Consider the following 16969-nt stretch of genomic DNA (forward strand, 5'->3'; position numbering starts at 1 on the left):
AATGTCGACTAGGAGTGGTTACCTAGTCAAAAAAACGGGAGTGTGTTTTTTAAAAGAGTTAAAAAAAATAAGAATAATACAATCGAATTAAAGCATGTAAAATGTTTGTTCAAAACCTTAAAAAATAATTACTATGGAAGCAATACAATTTATAAATATTACACCGAGCGAGCTTTCTCATTTAATTAAAAATGAAGTAATTGAATTTATTAAACCAAAGGAAGAAGAGGAACTTCTTACCCAAAAAGAGGTAGCCGATTTTTATAAGGTTTCGGTGCAAACTATTATAAAATGGCAAAAAGATGGGAAAATAAAAGCCTATGCAATAGCAAATGAACGTCGCTATAAAAAGAGCGAGCTTTTAGAGAACTTAAAACTTATTAAATAAAAAAATGAGAGTGGAAACCACTCCACTCTCAACCATTTAACCACACCATGAACGGTGTAGAATGTTAGGCCACCACAGCTTAACGGCACAAAATTAGTAAAATTATGATACATAATAACACAATCGAAGCAACAAATGCTTTTCAAGAGCTAAGTAAAGTTACGCAAGACATTTACAGGAAAAAGAAAATGATGGACGACGTTAAACGTGAGTTTTTGGTGGCCCAAACCATAGGTTTAAACGAATATTTAAAAAAGTATAATCCTATTCCGTACAAAACCAAAGTTATTGCAGAACTACTCTCAACCATTCAACCATAAAAATACCACTTCACGTAAAATACGTGTACTCCCTTGACGTTGAGAGCGGACTTTTGGGTTAACACCGCTCTCTTCTGATAGGTTAAAAATTAAAACCTTATGAAGAAAATTGTAATCATTAACGGAGTCAATATAGTCACTTTAAAAATTGCTAAATCAGAAATAGAAGCGTTTATCAGAGGTTTGAATAATTGTCTTACAAACCCTTTAGAGTATTCCAAAATTTTATATGAGTATAAAGGAAACGTACTCATGTTTACAGCAGAATACCTCAAACAATCAATTATTAGCTTTCCCAAAGAGTACCTAGAACCTAATTTGCATCATTTAATCTTAAAAAAATAGATCACCATGAGTAAAGCAGAAACCTTTCAAGACCTAATCGAAAAAGAAGCACGATACACCACAGCTATCGAGAGCTTGCACGAACTTTTAGAACAAGATCACGAAATTGACGCGGTAAGACAACTCAATTTGTATTTAAAAGAACAACGCAAAGAAGTTCAGAAAACACAAATGAAATACACCTATAACATTCCGGTTCACCAACCCGAAATTTTATAAAAACAATAAAGTCATGATGAAATCAATTTTTACAGGATTACTATTGGCAATAGTAACTGTTTTTAGTCCTTATGTACTAAATGATAAGTATCAAAACCCTGCTAAATGGAGTGTATTACAACAATTTATATTTCTATGGATTTGTATTACAATCATCATTTATTGCCTTAATAGAATCAAGCAAAAGCGAATTTATAATGTATAACTTTTAATTTTTAGTTACCAAAAACCATTTAAACCACACATACCATGAAAATTTCACCGCTTACCATTGTTATGCTTAGCTTAGCATACCTAGTGATTTTACTTTTAGCCCTGTATTGTTCCGGAATAGCTTTAGATAAAATAACCAACGAAGAAATACATCTTATTTTCTTAGGTTTTGAAGTCTTTCTAGTCATACTCACTTCATTTACGATTTATATCAATAACAAAAACAAAAATTGATATGAAATCCTCGAATCAGAATAGTAATCCCTCGCGAGCTGGAGAGTTATTCCATATCAATATTTTTGGTAAAATAACACCCGTTTCGCAAAATAACGTTCCAGTTAACGTCATTCAACGAGACGTTATCGAATCGTTGAAAGACGTTCAACCCACGTTAGAAAAAAAGAAAATATACGTTGCCTCCGCGTTTAACGAACGACCATTAAAGGCAATTTGGCCCATTATAGAACACGAAGCCTTTGCAGCTACTATGGATAAGTTTCGCGTGTATGTCGATGCTATTAATGCCAAACGTAAAAAAGAAAACCAAGCCATTGCCAAGCATAACGAAGAATGTAAGACAATAACACTCAATGAAGCCCAACAAACCCTCAAAACCGTTTTTCTAAAGAAATACAAAACCTATTCGGCAACCAATTACAACAAAGAAGTAGAGGTCTTTATGGAAGAAAAAGGCATTGTGTTACCCAAAAAAAAGCTGCACATTATCAAATACCCTACAGAACTAGTGTTCCAAAACATTTTACACGAATACGCCCAGCAATTAAAACAACATACCAAAGTTGTTCAAGATTTAGGCATTATGGACGAAAGACCGTTAAAAATGCTAGAGATTAACTCCGTTAAGATTGCGCAATTAGAGCGAAACGGTATAAAAAGTATTCCTGTTACCAATGAAACCATTAAGAACCACAGAAAGCATTTAATTGATGCAGGAGTCTTTTTTGACTACACTTTTTGCGGTCATAAAAGAGGCGTAAAAGTGCATTTAAACCCCGAAATTTTGGTCGTTTTAGACCTCAAAACCGAAAAATTAACCACGCTTGAAAATCAGTTAGTTACCACGAGAACCGCTAAAAGTTTTGGCAATACCAAAGAGGTTACTGTAACACAAGTAGATAATACTAAGATAAAAGAGAATGTTAACAACAATTCTCTGGAGAAAGGAACGGCTTCGCCTGATCCTTCATTTGCTTTTTACAGTAACACCACTTCACAGTTAAACGATTTTCAAACACGGGCGGCCGCGAAAACTGTTAAAGTTTCGGAAAATCTCGAGAAACTCATCGAAGACAAGCTCACATTTTGCAACAACTTGGCCCAAGGCGTGTATAACAATTGGATTCCTATCGATATTCGGTGCTTGCATCTGGAAGCCAAGCAAGGAACCATTTCGCGAGAAGAGTTCAAAGAGCTGCACATTCAAGAACAATTGAAAAGCTTGGCCAAACTGTACAAAAACAGTAACAGCAAACCCTATTTTGGTTCGTGGCTCAAAGCCTATGATTTATTGCTTCAGTACCAATTTTTAAATCCAAACGGCCATTTGTATCACAAGGATTTAATGGTCGATAAACAACAAGAATACCGCTGGAGAATTAATCATGCCAACAAATGGTTTACCAAAACAGGTGTACGACCGTTGTTCCCGCATCAATACCTAGATCCTACCAGAACCACCCCGAAAGAAGTTGGTTTTGCCTACACCAAAAAAGCCTTTTTGAAGCACAAAAAGGATATTCAAGACCGCATGAATACCGAAAATGTCATCATTTTAAACGCAAAGAAACGTAAAGAACGCATTAATTACGCCAAGAAATTCGATTTGGTTATCCGAAGATTTATGAATAATCGCCTATCGTTAAACGATACGTTTGATTACATCAAAAACAACCTTCCCGAGCAATACCAAACTAAGTTTACGGAGAAATTATTGAATTATTCTATAAAAACAATTAAAACCATTTAACCATGAATAAACTAATCCAGTCTAATGTGGATTTCCAACCAATTGCTATTGATTATAATATAGGTTCTGTAAATGATTTCAATAGAGTAAATATTATGATGAAAAACAATAAGTTTTTAATTTATTATTACATGTCGGTTAAATATTCTGGAAGTTATTTTATTGAAATTAAAGACGCCATTATTGGAGGAATGGGCTTTTTAGCAAATGAACAAGATATATATAAGTACTTTAAATTTTATGAAAGTTACGATGAATGCATTGAAGTTTTGAGAAATAGGAATTTTAAAAATTTAATTTCTGACTTTGAAAAATTTAGAATAGAATAGTCGATTTCTATTAGCTATTAAAGCGTAGACTATATCATATTCAAAAATTATTATTAACAATTAAAACCATTTAACCACATGAAAACACTCAACATCATTTGCTATGCAGCTACTTTGTACCTCGCATCCTTATTCGTTAGAAGTATTCTACTTCCCAAAGTAAGACAATGGCTTTACCAGCGAAAGGAAAAGCAATTACTAAAAAAAGGAAATAAGAAATTTTATTTCGAAAGAAACAAAGTAGTCGTTTTCGCGCACACGCAAGAACAGGCAAACGCCAAGTACAAAACCATGAAAGTAACACTTAAAAAGAAACGCAATGGCCTTTTGGAGCGCAACCGATAGTAAGTTAAAAATGGTGGTTTTGTTTCCTTCGGGCCAAAAGAACCAAGTTTGGTATTCACCCATTAAGCACAACCACAAACCCGATGAAACCATTATTCATGCTATGGTAAAACGATTGGGTCAGCAAATCAAAGGGTACAACAAAATTCACATTTATGAAGTAGCTAGTAATTCACTCAAATACATCTACGAATGACAACGATACAACTCAAATACATTACGAACGAAGAAATTCAGGTCTTACAAACCGAATTGCACGAGTACCAAAACACCTTAGCTACTCATTTAAAATCACAATCCGATTTTCTAAACGCGATTATCTACATTGATTTGGCGTTGCGCTTGTGGTTTAACTTTAGAAGCAAAGTAGAAAATCAGCAGCCTAAAAAGGGCTATTCTATTACCTTAAAAGCATCGGAAGCAGCGGTATTGCTTAAAGCGTGTCTTTGGGAAAACCAAAATAACGGAACGTTTGAACGTAACGTTAAAACGAAGCTCTCTTTGTTTTTGGATCAACAATTAAAAAGTTTATCGGTATGAAAAGAGCATTTGATTACGTTGGAAAAGAAAAAATAGATCTATCTAAACAAAAACATCGAGACGTTGTCATACAACGCAACAAAACCTTAGAACACTTTCTTAAAAATGACATCTGCATTTATGACAATAAAGGCTTATTGGAAATTAAAGTTACGTTCACTGTAACCATCAATTGTTTGGTTTGTGGGAATGCTATAGATGCTGACAAAAACGTAGACTTCGAGGAAATCAGTATCATTCATTTACCAGTGGTAAAATGCAAATGTTGTGAAACGAGCTATCATTATTCAAATAAAAATGAAGTCTACCAAATTTCATTAAAGAAAGTAAAGCCAGTAAAAATCTCTAAAAGCAGTACTCATGAAAGAAAAACAATTCTTTAGAATAGTAGGAACTGCAATCACTTTTGTGATAATAGCCTGGATATTACTTTTTGTTTCAGTCTCGGTTTATTTGATAGATCAGAAGTTGAAAAACGACAAGCAAAAGAGAATCGATAATGTTGAATTTAAAACCCAAAATCATGGCAAAAGCATTAAAATCAGATAAGCCATTAAACGCTAAAATCAATAAGAATTTTATCATTTTGGTTTTAGAAAACCCAAAAGAGAATCACGTTAAAAATACCAAAATAACATCTGCAAATAAGCTTTCAAACTTTTTAAATGATGAAGAACTTAAAACAAAGCTTTTTAACGAGGTTTTAAGCAATGGCAAGTATAAAACGACACGTTTAATACGAAATAGGCTTAAAATCGTTTTTTACTCAAAATAACTTTTTGACTTAAAATAAGCCGTTTTAAACCGATTTTATAGCGATATAGTATCAATTTAAGGAGAGGTTACAAAAGCGGCTTAAAATTAAAATTCGTTAAAAATAACTTAAAAAAAAACAGATGTATTACATTCAAAAAATAACGATAAAATCAATAATCCCTTTTCTTATTTCTCCAATATTGGAACGTGCTCCTTTATGGCTATTGTATCTTTTATTGGTGTTGTTTGGTGTAATGAGTTTGATTTTATTGGTGATGCTTTGCTTTCAACTTTATCTTTTATTTCTTGAAATAAGGAGTATGTTTAAAGACTGGCTAAAAAGAATGCGGAAATATTAAAATGTAAATATTAATAATAGTTATAACTGAATTGATTCTTATTGTAATAATAGATGTAAATGATTTGTTTAACAAGAATTAAGTTTATAAAAATAATTTAGGTTAATAAAATGCTTTCTATTATGTTAATCCAATTATTAAATCTTGGACTTTTGTTTCGAATATTTGTTAAACCTATTTCTTCTGCTAGTATATTTCCATATACAATTTTATTATACCCTTTTATAATTCGAGTAAGTCTTTTTGAAGGAGCATTTTCTTTGCTATTATTAATCATTTCTGGATTATTATATTTTGCAAAGGTGTCTTCGAGTTCGGTTATTCCTACTAAATCACTTTTAGGAATGTTATCATAGAATATTTTAATGTCATTAAATAATAAGCCTTCAAATTCATGAAGTTGTATATATGGTATGAATCTTACACTAAAATCACTTCCTAAATCAATTTTCATAGCATCTTCTAGAGATTCTATAATAGAATTTTTATCAGCCATTTTATGAGAATCTTCCCAATTCGGGAAATTGTAACTGGCATATAATCCATAATAATCTATAAAAGTGGTCACAAAAACGTTTTTGTCACTCTTTAAATGGTTTAATATTTGATTCTTTATACTTTCCCATTTAACGATACCTCCTTGACTTTTTTTAATAAGTGTTCCTTGAATATATATATTCTTACTTATGAAATATGGACTTAGTGTTTTTTTACAAAATTCAATTTCAGTTTGACCTTCGCAAATGATAATAATTCTTTTCATTTTAAATATTTGGTTGACCAGAATTAATAATATTTCTTTTCCATAAATCATCAATAGTGTAATCTTCAAGCCATGATTCTAAATTATTTCTATTTAATCTTGTAAATTTTGAACAGCCATCAATTTGATCAACAGTGAGTATGTCCTCAGGAGCAAAATGACTAATTAAATCAGTTGATTGAGTTGCAATAATTACTTGAGTTTTTTTTAACGATACAGATTTAATCATTCCAGCTAACTTAGCAATAGCGGCAGGATGTAATCCAAGTTCAGGTTCGTCAATAATTATTGTGTCTGGTAAATCAGGTTGTAAAAATAAAACAGTAAGAGCAATAAAACGAATTGTACCATCTGACAAATCTGTAGCTCCATAAATAGTGTCGCTAAATTTATCTTTCCATTGCAATCTTAATAAATTTTCTGTATTAGGATTGAAATAAAAATCTGAAAAATATGGAGCTATCGATTGAATTGTCTTAATAATATTGTTATAAACAATTTTATGTTTTTCATAGATATTATATAAGAAAGCAGCTAAGTTTGAGCCATTAAAGTATAAATAATAGATGTCATTTTCTATATTACTTAAGTGAGTAAAGGGAGATTTATCACTAGTATCGTGAAAATGATATTTTCTAAAACCAGTTAGGTATCTTATTACATACTTTGCTCTAAAATTGTCAGTAATTTTTAGTCTAGATTCTTCTTGTGAACGACTAATATCGGCCCCACTATCTCTACGATATATTAATCTCTCATCAGTAAAAATCAATCCTTCAACACCTAATTTAAGTTTAGCAGAGTAGCCGTTATTGCCATTGTCAAACTCAACTTTAAATTCAATAAGATCAGTATTTTTTTGACCTTTATGTAATATTTTATTTTCTCCACCATTTAAAGCAATATATTCATTTAAATTTCTATTATATAAACGATTAAGAAAATCAAAAAAAGAAATAAAATTACTTTTCCCACTTCCATTTGCACCTATCAATATATTTATTTGGTTTAATTCAATTTTCTCTGATTTAATTGATTTATAACCTTTTATTTCTATATAATCCATTTAAGTTCTTAAGTTTGCTCAAATTTATTAAAAATTGTTTACTTTTTAGTTAATATTTATTTAAGCTCCCTATAAATCACTTCCACTTCTTTAGGAAATACGACTTTTCGGTCTTTCGCTTCTTTTAAAGGCACACCACTTACTTTGGAGATTGTTTCGTTAATCAGGCATCGTAAAAACTTTTCAGACACCTTTGGGAAATCTCTATAAATTTCCTGTTTTCTTTTAAATGTATATTCTTCTTTCATGGTCGTAACGAGGTGGTTCAATGGTACTTCAAAAATAATTAAAAAAATCAATTCGGTATCACATAAAATCCTAGATAATCCTTACTAATGTTGGAAAATCCTTGCTAATCCTTCCCGAAGCTTCCTAAAACGAGCTAATCCTGACTTCCCTAATTTTTACCACTATACTTTTGAACTCAGATTCGTTGACATAGATAAGTTAGTTAAATTAAACAAGCCTATTACAAACGTAGTCAATAGTTATGTAATAGGCTTTTTAAATTATGGATATAGTAACAGAGGTAAATACCGCATTATACAGACCCTTGAAACCTGGTTTTCAGTATGACAAACTGATGCCCGAATTTCAAAATAGTGTCTATCATTTTGATTCCAAAAATCAGAATAGTACTACGTTTAATACCTTACAATTTATGCAACAATGGACGCTCAGGTATTACAAACAACTTGAAAAGGTGGCCCCACTTTTACAAGGAAAATCCACAGCGCAAACCGTATCAAATATTTATACTTGGTTGTATTCTCATTTCCAGTATAACATTGATACCAACGTTCAAAAATTATTTTCACCCAGTAGCGCTTGGTATTATCGAAAGCAAGGCATCGACTGTAAATCCTATAGCATTTTAGCGAGCTGCCTGCTACTTAATTTAAAAATACCGCATGCGTTTAGAAAAGTAAAATTAAAAGGTTCGACCAAATGGTCACACGTTTACGTGGTGGTGCCACAAGGGAATACCTATTATGTGATTGATGCTACAACACACCAAAATAGAGAAGTTAATTTTAATGAAAAATACGATTTAAGTATGTCAGGATTAACACATATAGGACTAGCGAGTCCTTACGAAAACACCTATGATGCCAGCTATTACGATAGCCTGAATTGTAGTTGCCAAGACAATCCCAACAACGGATTACATGGCATAAGCGATATGTTTAGCAACGTTACCTCTCTTTTTTCTACACCGATGAATTGTTGGGGTGGTTCTGGCTTTGATTCGGGTCAAGCCCAATTTGCCATAGATCATTCCGCTGTCTTTTTTAAAGGTTTAATTCAAAAAATAAATACAGCCGTTGCCAATAACGAGGTAAATGTACTTTCTCAATTAGATACAGAGTTTTATGGAATTGTCAAAGCCGGTTTATGCGGTTACGATAAGAAAATTTGGGAAAAAGATTGGAACGATTGCACTGATGCATCCATTCATGCGGTGGTGAACTTTTTAAAGTTTTATCGCGATATCGTTTTAAAAGGATATGAAGCCTGGTTAAACCAATATTACACTATTGAAAATGTATCGACCAAGCGATACAACAACCGAAACATTGAGGGCAATCCCTACTATTTATATTTTGCGTATACCGATAGCGGTTGCGAGTTAGACATTCCAGTGAGAAGTTTCACCATTAAAGAAGGAGTTACCGAGATTACACAATTTGAATTCACGCCTTATATAGTGCAAGCGGTTACCAATCCGAGTAGCTTTAATTTACCCGAATTTCTAAATTCTCTAAACACGGTTTTAACAACCTATCAAAACACCGTTGGTGGTGGTGGAACTACTGGAAACTATTCCGATTCCGGATCAGAAGACTTTTCTAATAATGGAAATGGCGCAAATGAACCTGAAGGCTCAGGAGTAAATACTGGCGTAGTGGTAGGCGGTACGCTCTTAGTAGGCGGTATTCTCTATTATTTAAACAACCGTAAAAAAACCACGGCCAATGTATAATTATAGTAGGTATCCCCAAGAACAATTAAACGGTTGGTTTGGTAGACAATTAAAACGCTTAATTACCAAAGTAGCCACTTTAGTAGATAGTTCGTTAAGTACAGCTTCGGGTGGTATTTCCACCGATATAGGCAGTTTTGCCGCTTGGGCCGATCAGATTGGTTCTGGAGGTGGCTCTTTTTGGAACAAAGGCACTACCAATGATTACGATGTTATTTTAAATAATTTACAAAATGATCCTAGAGGACAATACGAACCCACGGAAAGCGAAACTATTATCCTAGATGCGTTTGCCAATGACTTATCGGTTTTAATTGAAAACATCACCCAGCAAGTAATTTTCTTTGAAGGACAAGCCTTTAGCGAAATGAAAGTAGAAGGGTTAAATGATATTCTGCAACGCGTGGCTTTATTAAAGACCTATCATCAAGTAAACGAAGTAAAAGGCTTATCTGAAGCGGCTATCGATTTGAGAAATCTTTTGATTGAAATCATGGTCGTTCCGATTTTAAAAGCCATCGATACCCAAATGCAAAGTCAAGCTAGTTATGAAAAAGTAGGGGTAACCATTGCGATTAATTCAGGAACCATCGTAACGGAATTACAACCGTTATTAAAACGCGTGTATGTTGCTTTTTCGACCCAATTCCAAATTTTCAATTTAAAACCCATAATAACCATAGGAAATGATACCGATTTAGACACAGCAAACAATACCAATCCAAGTGATACTTCAGCAAGTAACAACACAGGGAATAATACGACACCCACAGAGACCAAAGGGTTTAGTATTAAAAAAATAGCTATAGGCTTTGGAGTTGGCCTATTATTATCCAAACTCTTAAAATAATTTAAAAACCATTTAAACCACAAAACCATGTTTAAAAAACCATCACAAAAAACAGTAGTGAATAGCGCTACTAAAATAGGTGCAGGAATTGCAGGCGCAAAGCTTTCAGACGGTGTGGCGGCTATTATGCCTGAAAGCACTAAGTCGTACAAGAAAGGAGCGATTGCCGCAGCGGCTTTAGTTGGCGCTGCCTGCATTGATGCGAAAACCACAGCTGGAGAAGTAGCTCAAGCAGCTCTTGTCGGTATGGCTGTCAAACAAGGCACAGATGCCGTTACCGATTTGTTAGTGCCGGCTATTGATCCACAGGACAACAGCAAGACTTCAGGAAAATTTATTAATGCAGTAGTAGGACATAATACCACAGCAAGCACTCCAGCAGATACTTCTACAGCAACCAGTAGATTAAATCGCTCGCTGAATAGTCCGTACACTTGGAATGGAGGTAATACTCCCGTGGAGCGAGTAACCCCAGTATTAGCTAACAAAGCGCCACTAGGCGTATAATCTTTAAATCAATTAAAAACACAAAACAAAAAAAGTAAAAAGTAAAACCATTTAATACCACAATACCATGAATAACAAACAATTTTTTGTAATAGCCATCGGATTCTTAATTGCCATCAAAGGGAGATTGTCAAAGCAATTGCAATCTGATTTAGAATTGAATAACGTTGCGTTAAACGATCAAGTTTTAGAACTGAAAAAAGAAATTTCAGGAGGACAAACCTTGGATTTATTAGATGCCACAGACGATAGAATTGACGGAATCAACTCGTTTGATAAAAACCGTTTGAAAACAGGTAGAGCCTTTGTCTTTGATGAAATTGCCATTGGTTATGCTACTAATGCCAATTCGGGCTTAGCCGGAAGTGTCGATTATGTGACTGATGCTCCTAAAGAATTGAAAAATGCCATCTTTATTTTAGAACAAGAGGGTAGAGAAGTCTTACGAATGCCAGTAAAGGATTTGAATAACAAAGACGGATTTAAAATTTCGGATGCCTACAAAGAGTTAAGAACCTTACATTATTTAGCGGATGATAGAGAAGTGACTGCAAAAATTAAATTCCCTCCAGGGGTAACTTTAGATGCAGGGGTGAAACACTACGTTTATCTACGCATCAACGGGGTTCAGACTACCAAAAAGTCTGATGCTTAATCTATAAACCATTTATCCACAACCATAAACCAAAAGCCTTGCCTTATTGTAAGGTAAGGCTTTTTAATTTCAAAAATCCATGAAAAAGTTTGAAACAAAAATAATTAAAGTCACCTTGCCAGCTGCCAATGGAACCATCGATTCGAGTTCTATTAAAATGCCAGATGGCAAAGTCATTGGTATTGGTGTTGTCGTTTCTGGGAATAGTACCCAAGAGCTGATTAATCTTTCTATTTTAAATAATGGAAACGAGGTGTTAAGCCCTTCTGATCTCTCTTTTTCCAAACAACAACCAGGAGGCGGTTTTTTAAACTCATTGCGTCCTGTTGATTTTGATGGCGGTTATGAGTACACCGTTCGATTAAGCGCTTACACAGCTGCTAGACCAACCGATGTTACCGTGCAAGTACTTTTTGCCGTAGTTCCAAAAAACGACTTTACTAAAAACTGCTAACCATGTCAAAGGTAAACTTCTATAGAACCACCATTAATGAAACCAATGAATCCTTTTCTTTAGAAGGATGCATCAATGCTGTTTTCCAAAATTTTGGAGAGGCTACGGTTTCCATTGATGGCACTGAATTAGAAACAGGAGAGAGTTTTCCTATTGATACCGCAGGCTTACCCTTTGGCCCTAATAATAACCTTCAGATTGTTTTTAAAGAGGAGCAAGGCAAAAACCTTTTGTTTAGATGTGTGAAAATCTCTAAAAACCAATGTGATTAATATAGCTACAATGAGTACCATTCCTAATACCATACAATTCTTAAAAGAAAATCCAGAGAATTTTATTTGGATTACCAATTTGGCAAATGACAGTCGCATTGGTCACAACATTTATTATAAAGACATTCCTGGAGAAGATTTAGAGAAATACATTCTGAGTCTAAATCCAGATGAAAACACCCGTGCTTGGGTAGAACACCGCAAACGCCAAGGCAATACCAATGTGAAAGTACCAGGAATGAGTTACACCATTAACTTTAAAAAAGAGACAGAGCCGCAACCCCTTCCCATGGTAACACAACCCATAAGTAATATGCCTGTAGCACAAGGACATCCCCAAGTAAATCCGTATCCTTATCCTACAGCTGTAGATTTTGGATCACTAGGCAATCCCTTTGGATTATCCGCACCTGAGACTAAAGAAATGGTTCGTAAGGCTGATAAATACGAAGCCATGAAAGAAACCCTTGAGGAAAAGTCGGAAGAGCTTCGAAAGATAAAAAAGGATTTTGATTTGCAGGAAATAGAAAACCGAGAACTCAAAAGTAAACTGGCTATTTCTGAACAAGAAAAAACGATGGCTATTACTCTGGCTAAGATGGAAAACAAATCCTTTTTAGATTCTCCAGCCTTTGAAAAACTCATTGAAAAAGCACCGGAAGTATTTGCTAATATGGCCGCGATGAAAACCGGACAAGCACCGATTACAGGATTAAACAGTCCGCAAAGTAATTTGTCTGAAGTCAAACGTGATTTTGTGGATTATATCTCAGGCGAGCAAGTCCAAGATGAGGATGTCAACTTTGTAGGAGCGACTTTGAATTTTATGGATAATCCGCAATTCAAACTAGACCTACAGCAATTAATAACCAAATACAATATTTAAGATGGCACAAGTAACCGTAAAGGGAAAGAATTCCATAGATGAAATAAAACGTGTAAAGAGTATTGAAAAACTAAACATACTCAGCACAGACGAACTCGAGAGACTTACTTCTTTGTCCGATAATAAAAAGGCAAGAGAGTATCTGAGCTCCCCAACCAAATTTGCAATCCTTAAAAACTTCTTATAATCATGTCAAAGCTATCAAATCCTTTAGCCGTTGCAGCAGTAGCGACCAATAAAGATGTGTTACGGACTACCAAAACACTAGTAATTGGCGGAGGTATTGTTGTGGCTGGGTATTATGGTTGGAAGAAATACAAGGAATGGCAAAAACAGAAGTTTGTTGAGAAATACGCCCACATGCCCGATGTTCAGGCTGCGATGGTGATGTACAAATCCATGTTTTCCATTGATAAGATTGATGCCTGGCCTTTTGGTTCGATTACCATTCCTGATGGAACCGACGAGGCGCAGCTCAATAGTTTGGCCTTAAAAGTATCTTCTTTAGAAAACGTAATTAAAGCCTATAAAGTGCTATTTGATAGTAATCTAATGAGCGATATTTTAAGCGAACTAGATAATACCGAATTACAAAAATTCTTTGATTCATTGGGAGCCAAATCCGAGTATGATTCGCAGTTTAATCCTGATGGGAGTATCAAACCACAAACACCTTTTTCAATTGGAACCACCATTCAGGTTCTAAATACCAATGGAACCACCATTTACAAAGCCATTGAAAAAAATGGAGAGTATCAAAATAGTGGCGAGAAGCGTGACTTTATGAAGTATTCCGAAGTTATCGGTGAAATTCTAAAAGTGTACAAAGGTGTTACCTCAGGACAGTATTATTATGTGGTGGATGTAGCCTATTCTGCTGATTTTATTTACGGTCATGGTTGGGTGGCACACAAAGAAGTTAAAAGAGCAGAATAATGGAAAAAAACACATTTCAAGGTAGAGTAGTCGATGATTGGGGAGAACCACTTGAAGGGGCACACGTTTACTTTCCCAAGCTCACTTTTAATGGTGTACCCTTAGGAACCACCACCAATGCCAATGGTGATTTTAGTATTTCTAACGACATTATCCAAAGTAACACATCAGTAGAGATCAGTTACACTGGCAAAGAGATATTAAAAGACACTGTAGCGAATTTGAACTATAAAAGTATTGTCCTTGAAATGCAATACTTACCAGGATATACTGGAATCTATAAAAAGAAACCTTGTTGGTTATGCCTGCTTACCGTTGCAACCGTTTTTGCAATTAGTGTTAGGCAAAACCAACCTCAAAAATAATAGTACTTCTTTTATTGATTAGTATGTATTTGTAGCAGGTTGAAGGCTAGGGCAGCAATGCCCTTGGCTTCAATTATTAAAATGAAAAACAATTATGGCAAGCTTTAATGAATTTTTAAAAATACTTCAGAATGTAGAAGGTGGTTATCAGAATCATTACAAAGATTCTGGAAATTACAATAGTTTAAACCAGTTAGTAGGAACCAATTGGGGTATTTCAGCAAAAACTTACGAGCGCTGGATCAAAAGAGTGCCTTCAGAAGTAGATATGCGCGCAATGCCCAAAGCCACTGCGGTACAAATTTACCGACTTTGGTATTGGAATGTAATGAAAGGAGACGCATTTGTAAATCAAAGTGTGGCTGATATCATTATCGATCATGGGGTAAATGCTGGAATCGGAACAGCCACCAAAGAAGTACAACGAATTTTAAACACCAAGTTTGGTTTTTCGCTTTCAGTAGATGGTACTATTGGTAATCATACCATTAATGCCATTAACAAAGTAAACCAGGAACAATTACACGAATTGTATTTAATGGAAAGAATTAATCATTACAGGAGTATTGGAGGAGTTTTTTTTGATGGATGGCTTACTCGTTTAAAATCCTTTGTGTTTAAAAAAAAAGTCTAATCACTTTAGGTAGTTTGATTTTTATAGCAGCGAGCGCTTTAACCCTAAAAAAAATATATAATGAATAACCTTTCGATTCCCATAGGCAAACTATTTTTTAATAAAACCACCAATCTACCAGCTGATTTTTATATTGCAGGTTCCGCTGATGGCAATGAGCTTATTTATAAAACCAATACCTATCGTAAATTGATACTTACGATTCCTGGTGTAACGATAACCAATATTAATGAGATTGTTAGACAGGGAAACGACTTGTTTTTAACGTGTAATTTTGGGGTAGATAATATCATTGTTTCACTTATTAATTGCCAAATTAAAAACAATAGATTAATCTATGATTCAGTTAATTATAGAGCATTAACAGGAATTACTTACGTGCATTCGATAGTTTTTTATGAAGACTATTTGTATTTGTCCAACCGAGTACCAGGACAGCCGGTTATTTTAGGAAAAATAAACCCGTATGATCTAAGTGAGCAAACCTATTTTCAATTGCCTAATGGCACTGGTTACATTGGTTCTACCGATACCTTAAAAGTATATCGTGGGTATATTTACACGCTTATCTCCAATGGTAATTCAGGAGCGTATCTCATCAAAGTGGATTTATCTTTTACGTCCGTTCAAATGATTTACACTACTGGAACCACCGCTGCCAAAAGAATCAATTCGCCTTATCCTTTTTACATTTATAACGATGAGATTTTTATCGTTTGGGTCAATAGATCCACAGGTGTGTATAATAAAATAGGGATTGATGTTTTAGATATTGAGGGTAAGGAGTTAAGAAATTCGGGAGAGTTAACAACTACTTTAAACGGCACGCAACGACCACACCCGCATTGGATGAGTATTTTTAATGGTAAGATTATCATTACTTCGTTGTATAACAAATTCATTTGCCGTATTGATAGTCAAACTTTAGTATTAGAAGAGTGTATCAATATCGGAATGACCGTAACCGATGATAATTCGCTGATGCCAAACGGATTTATTTACTTAAATGGAGAAGAGAATAGCTTTGATGCGGATAATTTGCCACCAAAACTATTAAAAATCAAGTATGATGATTTTACCGATTTAACGGAAGAACTGCCAAGCGCTCAGTTTTTTAATGGCAAAGGATCAGTTGGTTCTATCAATTATAATTACACTGGAAACAAACAGTCCAAATCCAAAGAAAACGCTTTGGAGGAAATCGCTATAGATGCGTATAATGGCACGAGATTACAACCTTCCAACGAAAATATATTTGGCTTTCATGTGCAAAGAAACCTCAATGACAATATTGGTTTTTCAGTTTTTAATGATGATGATTTAGGCAACACCGCACAATCGAATGTTACCGTGAAAGGACCAGGACCATTGTATTCTAATAATACGGGAATTAGTCATTATGGCGCTGGTTATTACGTGACTTGGTTACAATCTAGCGGGTTGTTTTATTCGGATAAAACTTTAAATATAGCGACTTGGAATAATCACAATATCATTTTTAGAACCGGAGCTTCTTTTGGAACGCTTAGTGAAAAATTAACCATTGTATCTGATGGTACCCTAAAAATTCATGTAGTGCCTAGTTTGGATAATTCGGCTTTGGTTTTAGGTAGAGCTGCTTCTGGAAATATGGTAGCATTAGACAATGTAGCCAAAGTAAGTACAAACGCAGCACCAGCAAGCGCGGTTGATGATGGGGTAAAAGGAGAAATACGCGCTCCTGGTGATGGCTTTATTTATATCTGTATAGCAGCGAATAACTGGAAAAAAATAGCAGAAACCCCTTTTTAAAATTT

The 16969-nt window shown here is 34.4% G+C and carries 27 protein-coding genes; 24 read left to right on the plus strand and 3 right to left on the minus strand.

The genetic code is table 11. The annotated features are described in order from the left end of the window. Window positions 1–133 precede the first annotated feature (133 nt). The 12 genes from CX675_RS12030 to CX675_RS12085 all read left to right on the plus strand — a co-directional run bounded on the left by CX675_RS12030 (window position 134) and on the right by CX675_RS12085 (window position 5461). A complete protein-coding gene (locus CX675_RS12030; protein WP_130735488.1) occupies window positions 134–388 on the plus strand; it encodes a helix-turn-helix domain-containing protein in 255 nt (84 codons plus the stop codon). Between the two features lie 104 nt (window positions 389–492). Beyond that, window positions 493–708, plus strand: coding sequence for a hypothetical protein (locus tag CX675_RS12035; protein WP_130735489.1), 216 nt, complete (start codon window positions 493–495; stop codon window positions 706–708). Window positions 709–807: 99 nt separating this feature from the next. After that, window positions 808–1053: a hypothetical protein gene (locus CX675_RS12040; protein WP_130735490.1), complete on the plus strand. Its 246-nt coding sequence runs from the start codon at window positions 808–810 to the stop codon at window positions 1051–1053. A 6-nt stretch (window positions 1054–1059) separates the two neighbouring features. Next, the gene (locus tag CX675_RS12045; protein WP_130735491.1) at window positions 1060–1272 is read left to right on the plus strand and encodes a hypothetical protein; all 213 of its coding nucleotides are present in this window, start codon (window positions 1060–1062) and stop codon (window positions 1270–1272) included. Window positions 1273–1285: 13 nt separating this feature from the next. Further along, the gene (locus CX675_RS12050) at window positions 1286–1477 is read left to right on the plus strand and encodes a hypothetical protein (protein ID WP_130735492.1); all 192 of its coding nucleotides are present in this window, start codon (window positions 1286–1288) and stop codon (window positions 1475–1477) included. Window positions 1478–1521: 44 nt separating this feature from the next. Next, window positions 1522–1719, plus strand: coding sequence for a hypothetical protein (locus CX675_RS12055; RefSeq protein WP_130735493.1), 198 nt, complete (start codon window positions 1522–1524; stop codon window positions 1717–1719). A gap of 253 nt (window positions 1720–1972) precedes the next feature. Further along, window positions 1973–3472: a hypothetical protein gene (locus CX675_RS12060; RefSeq protein WP_130735494.1), complete on the plus strand. Its 1500-nt coding sequence runs from the start codon at window positions 1973–1975 to the stop codon at window positions 3470–3472. 2 nt (window positions 3473–3474) lie between these two features. Then, complete coding sequence (locus tag CX675_RS12065) at window positions 3475–3801, plus strand: hypothetical protein (protein ID WP_130735495.1); 327 nt, start codon at window positions 3475–3477, stop codon at window positions 3799–3801. A gap of 319 nt (window positions 3802–4120) precedes the next feature. After that, window positions 4121–4342, plus strand: a complete 222-nt coding sequence (locus CX675_RS12070; protein WP_130735496.1) for a hypothetical protein — start codon at window positions 4121–4123, stop codon at window positions 4340–4342. Beyond that, window positions 4339–4686 (plus strand): hypothetical protein, encoded by a 348-nt coding sequence (locus CX675_RS12075; RefSeq protein ID WP_130735497.1) that lies wholly within the window; start codon window positions 4339–4341, stop codon window positions 4684–4686. The genes CX675_RS12070 and CX675_RS12075 overlap by 4 nt, the downstream gene beginning before the upstream one ends. Beyond that, window positions 4683–5069 carry a hypothetical protein gene (locus tag CX675_RS12080; RefSeq protein WP_130735498.1) on the plus strand — a complete coding sequence of 129 codons (387 nt, stop codon included), beginning with the start codon at window positions 4683–4685 and terminating at the stop codon, window positions 5067–5069. Before CX675_RS12075 ends, CX675_RS12080 begins: the two co-directional genes overlap by 4 nt. A 140-nt stretch (window positions 5070–5209) precedes the next feature. Next, window positions 5210–5461, plus strand: a complete 252-nt coding sequence (locus CX675_RS12085) for a hypothetical protein (protein ID WP_130735499.1) — start codon at window positions 5210–5212, stop codon at window positions 5459–5461. Between the two features lie 437 nt (window positions 5462–5898). On the opposite strand, the gene CX675_RS12090 is transcribed toward CX675_RS12085, so the two are convergent. The 3 genes from CX675_RS12090 to CX675_RS12100 are packed head-to-tail and all read right to left on the minus strand — an operon-like array spanning window position 5899 to window position 7878. Next, on the minus strand, window positions 5899–6564 hold the full coding sequence (locus CX675_RS12090; RefSeq protein WP_130735500.1) for a DUF4276 family protein: 666 nt from the start codon (window positions 6562–6564) through the stop codon (window positions 5899–5901). A 1-nt stretch (window position 6565) separates the two neighbouring features. Further along, window positions 6566–7630, minus strand: a complete 1065-nt coding sequence (locus CX675_RS12095) for an AAA family ATPase (protein WP_130735501.1) — start codon at window positions 7628–7630, stop codon at window positions 6566–6568. Between the two features lie 56 nt (window positions 7631–7686). Then, a complete protein-coding gene (locus CX675_RS12100) occupies window positions 7687–7878 on the minus strand; it encodes a hypothetical protein (protein ID WP_130735502.1) in 192 nt (63 codons plus the stop codon). A gap of 263 nt (window positions 7879–8141) precedes the next feature. Here CX675_RS12100 and CX675_RS12105 point away from each other — a divergent pair, with 263 nt between their 5' ends. The 12 genes from CX675_RS12105 to CX675_RS12160 all read left to right on the plus strand — a co-directional run bounded on the left by CX675_RS12105 (window position 8142) and on the right by CX675_RS12160 (window position 16964). Then, the gene (locus CX675_RS12105) at window positions 8142–9614 is read left to right on the plus strand and encodes a transglutaminase-like domain-containing protein (RefSeq protein ID WP_130735503.1); all 1473 of its coding nucleotides are present in this window, start codon (window positions 8142–8144) and stop codon (window positions 9612–9614) included. Continuing rightward, window positions 9607–10464 (plus strand): hypothetical protein, encoded by an 858-nt coding sequence (locus CX675_RS12110; protein WP_130735504.1) that lies wholly within the window; start codon window positions 9607–9609, stop codon window positions 10462–10464. The genes CX675_RS12105 and CX675_RS12110 overlap by 8 nt, the downstream gene beginning before the upstream one ends. A gap of 246 nt (window positions 10465–10710) precedes the next feature. After that, window positions 10711–10971, plus strand: a complete 261-nt coding sequence (locus CX675_RS12115; RefSeq protein ID WP_130735505.1) for a hypothetical protein — start codon at window positions 10711–10713, stop codon at window positions 10969–10971. 67 nt (window positions 10972–11038) lie between these two features. Continuing rightward, complete coding sequence (locus CX675_RS12120; protein ID WP_130735506.1) at window positions 11039–11626, plus strand: hypothetical protein; 588 nt, start codon at window positions 11039–11041, stop codon at window positions 11624–11626. 79 nt (window positions 11627–11705) lie between these two features. After that, on the plus strand, window positions 11706–12080 hold the full coding sequence (locus CX675_RS12125) for a hypothetical protein (protein WP_130735507.1): 375 nt from the start codon (window positions 11706–11708) through the stop codon (window positions 12078–12080). A 2-nt stretch (window positions 12081–12082) separates the two neighbouring features. Then, window positions 12083–12352, plus strand: coding sequence for a hypothetical protein (locus CX675_RS12130; RefSeq protein ID WP_130735508.1), 270 nt, complete (start codon window positions 12083–12085; stop codon window positions 12350–12352). 10 nt (window positions 12353–12362) lie between these two features. Further along, window positions 12363–13238, plus strand: coding sequence for a hypothetical protein (locus tag CX675_RS12135; RefSeq protein ID WP_130735509.1), 876 nt, complete (start codon window positions 12363–12365; stop codon window positions 13236–13238). Between the two features lies 1 nt (window position 13239). Next, window positions 13240–13425, plus strand: coding sequence for a hypothetical protein (locus CX675_RS12140; RefSeq protein ID WP_130735510.1), 186 nt, complete (start codon window positions 13240–13242; stop codon window positions 13423–13425). 2 nt (window positions 13426–13427) lie between these two features. Further along, entirely contained in the window at window positions 13428–14174 is a 747-nt protein-coding gene (locus tag CX675_RS12145; RefSeq protein WP_130735511.1) for a hypothetical protein, read from the plus strand. Beyond that, on the plus strand, window positions 14174–14539 hold the full coding sequence (locus CX675_RS12150; protein ID WP_130735512.1) for a carboxypeptidase-like regulatory domain-containing protein: 366 nt from the start codon (window positions 14174–14176) through the stop codon (window positions 14537–14539). Before CX675_RS12145 ends, CX675_RS12150 begins: the two co-directional genes overlap by 1 nt. 94 nt (window positions 14540–14633) lie before the next feature. Then, window positions 14634–15173: a glycoside hydrolase family 108 protein gene (locus CX675_RS12155; protein ID WP_130735513.1), complete on the plus strand. Its 540-nt coding sequence runs from the start codon at window positions 14634–14636 to the stop codon at window positions 15171–15173. A 60-nt stretch (window positions 15174–15233) separates the two neighbouring features. Then, window positions 15234–16964 (plus strand): hypothetical protein, encoded by a 1731-nt coding sequence (locus tag CX675_RS12160; RefSeq protein ID WP_130735514.1) that lies wholly within the window; start codon window positions 15234–15236, stop codon window positions 16962–16964. Window positions 16965–16969 lie beyond the last annotated feature (5 nt).

It is taken from the genome of Flavobacterium sp. J27, from assembly GCF_004303025.1.
Taxonomy (GTDB): Bacteria; Bacteroidota; Bacteroidia; order Flavobacteriales; family Flavobacteriaceae; genus Flavobacterium.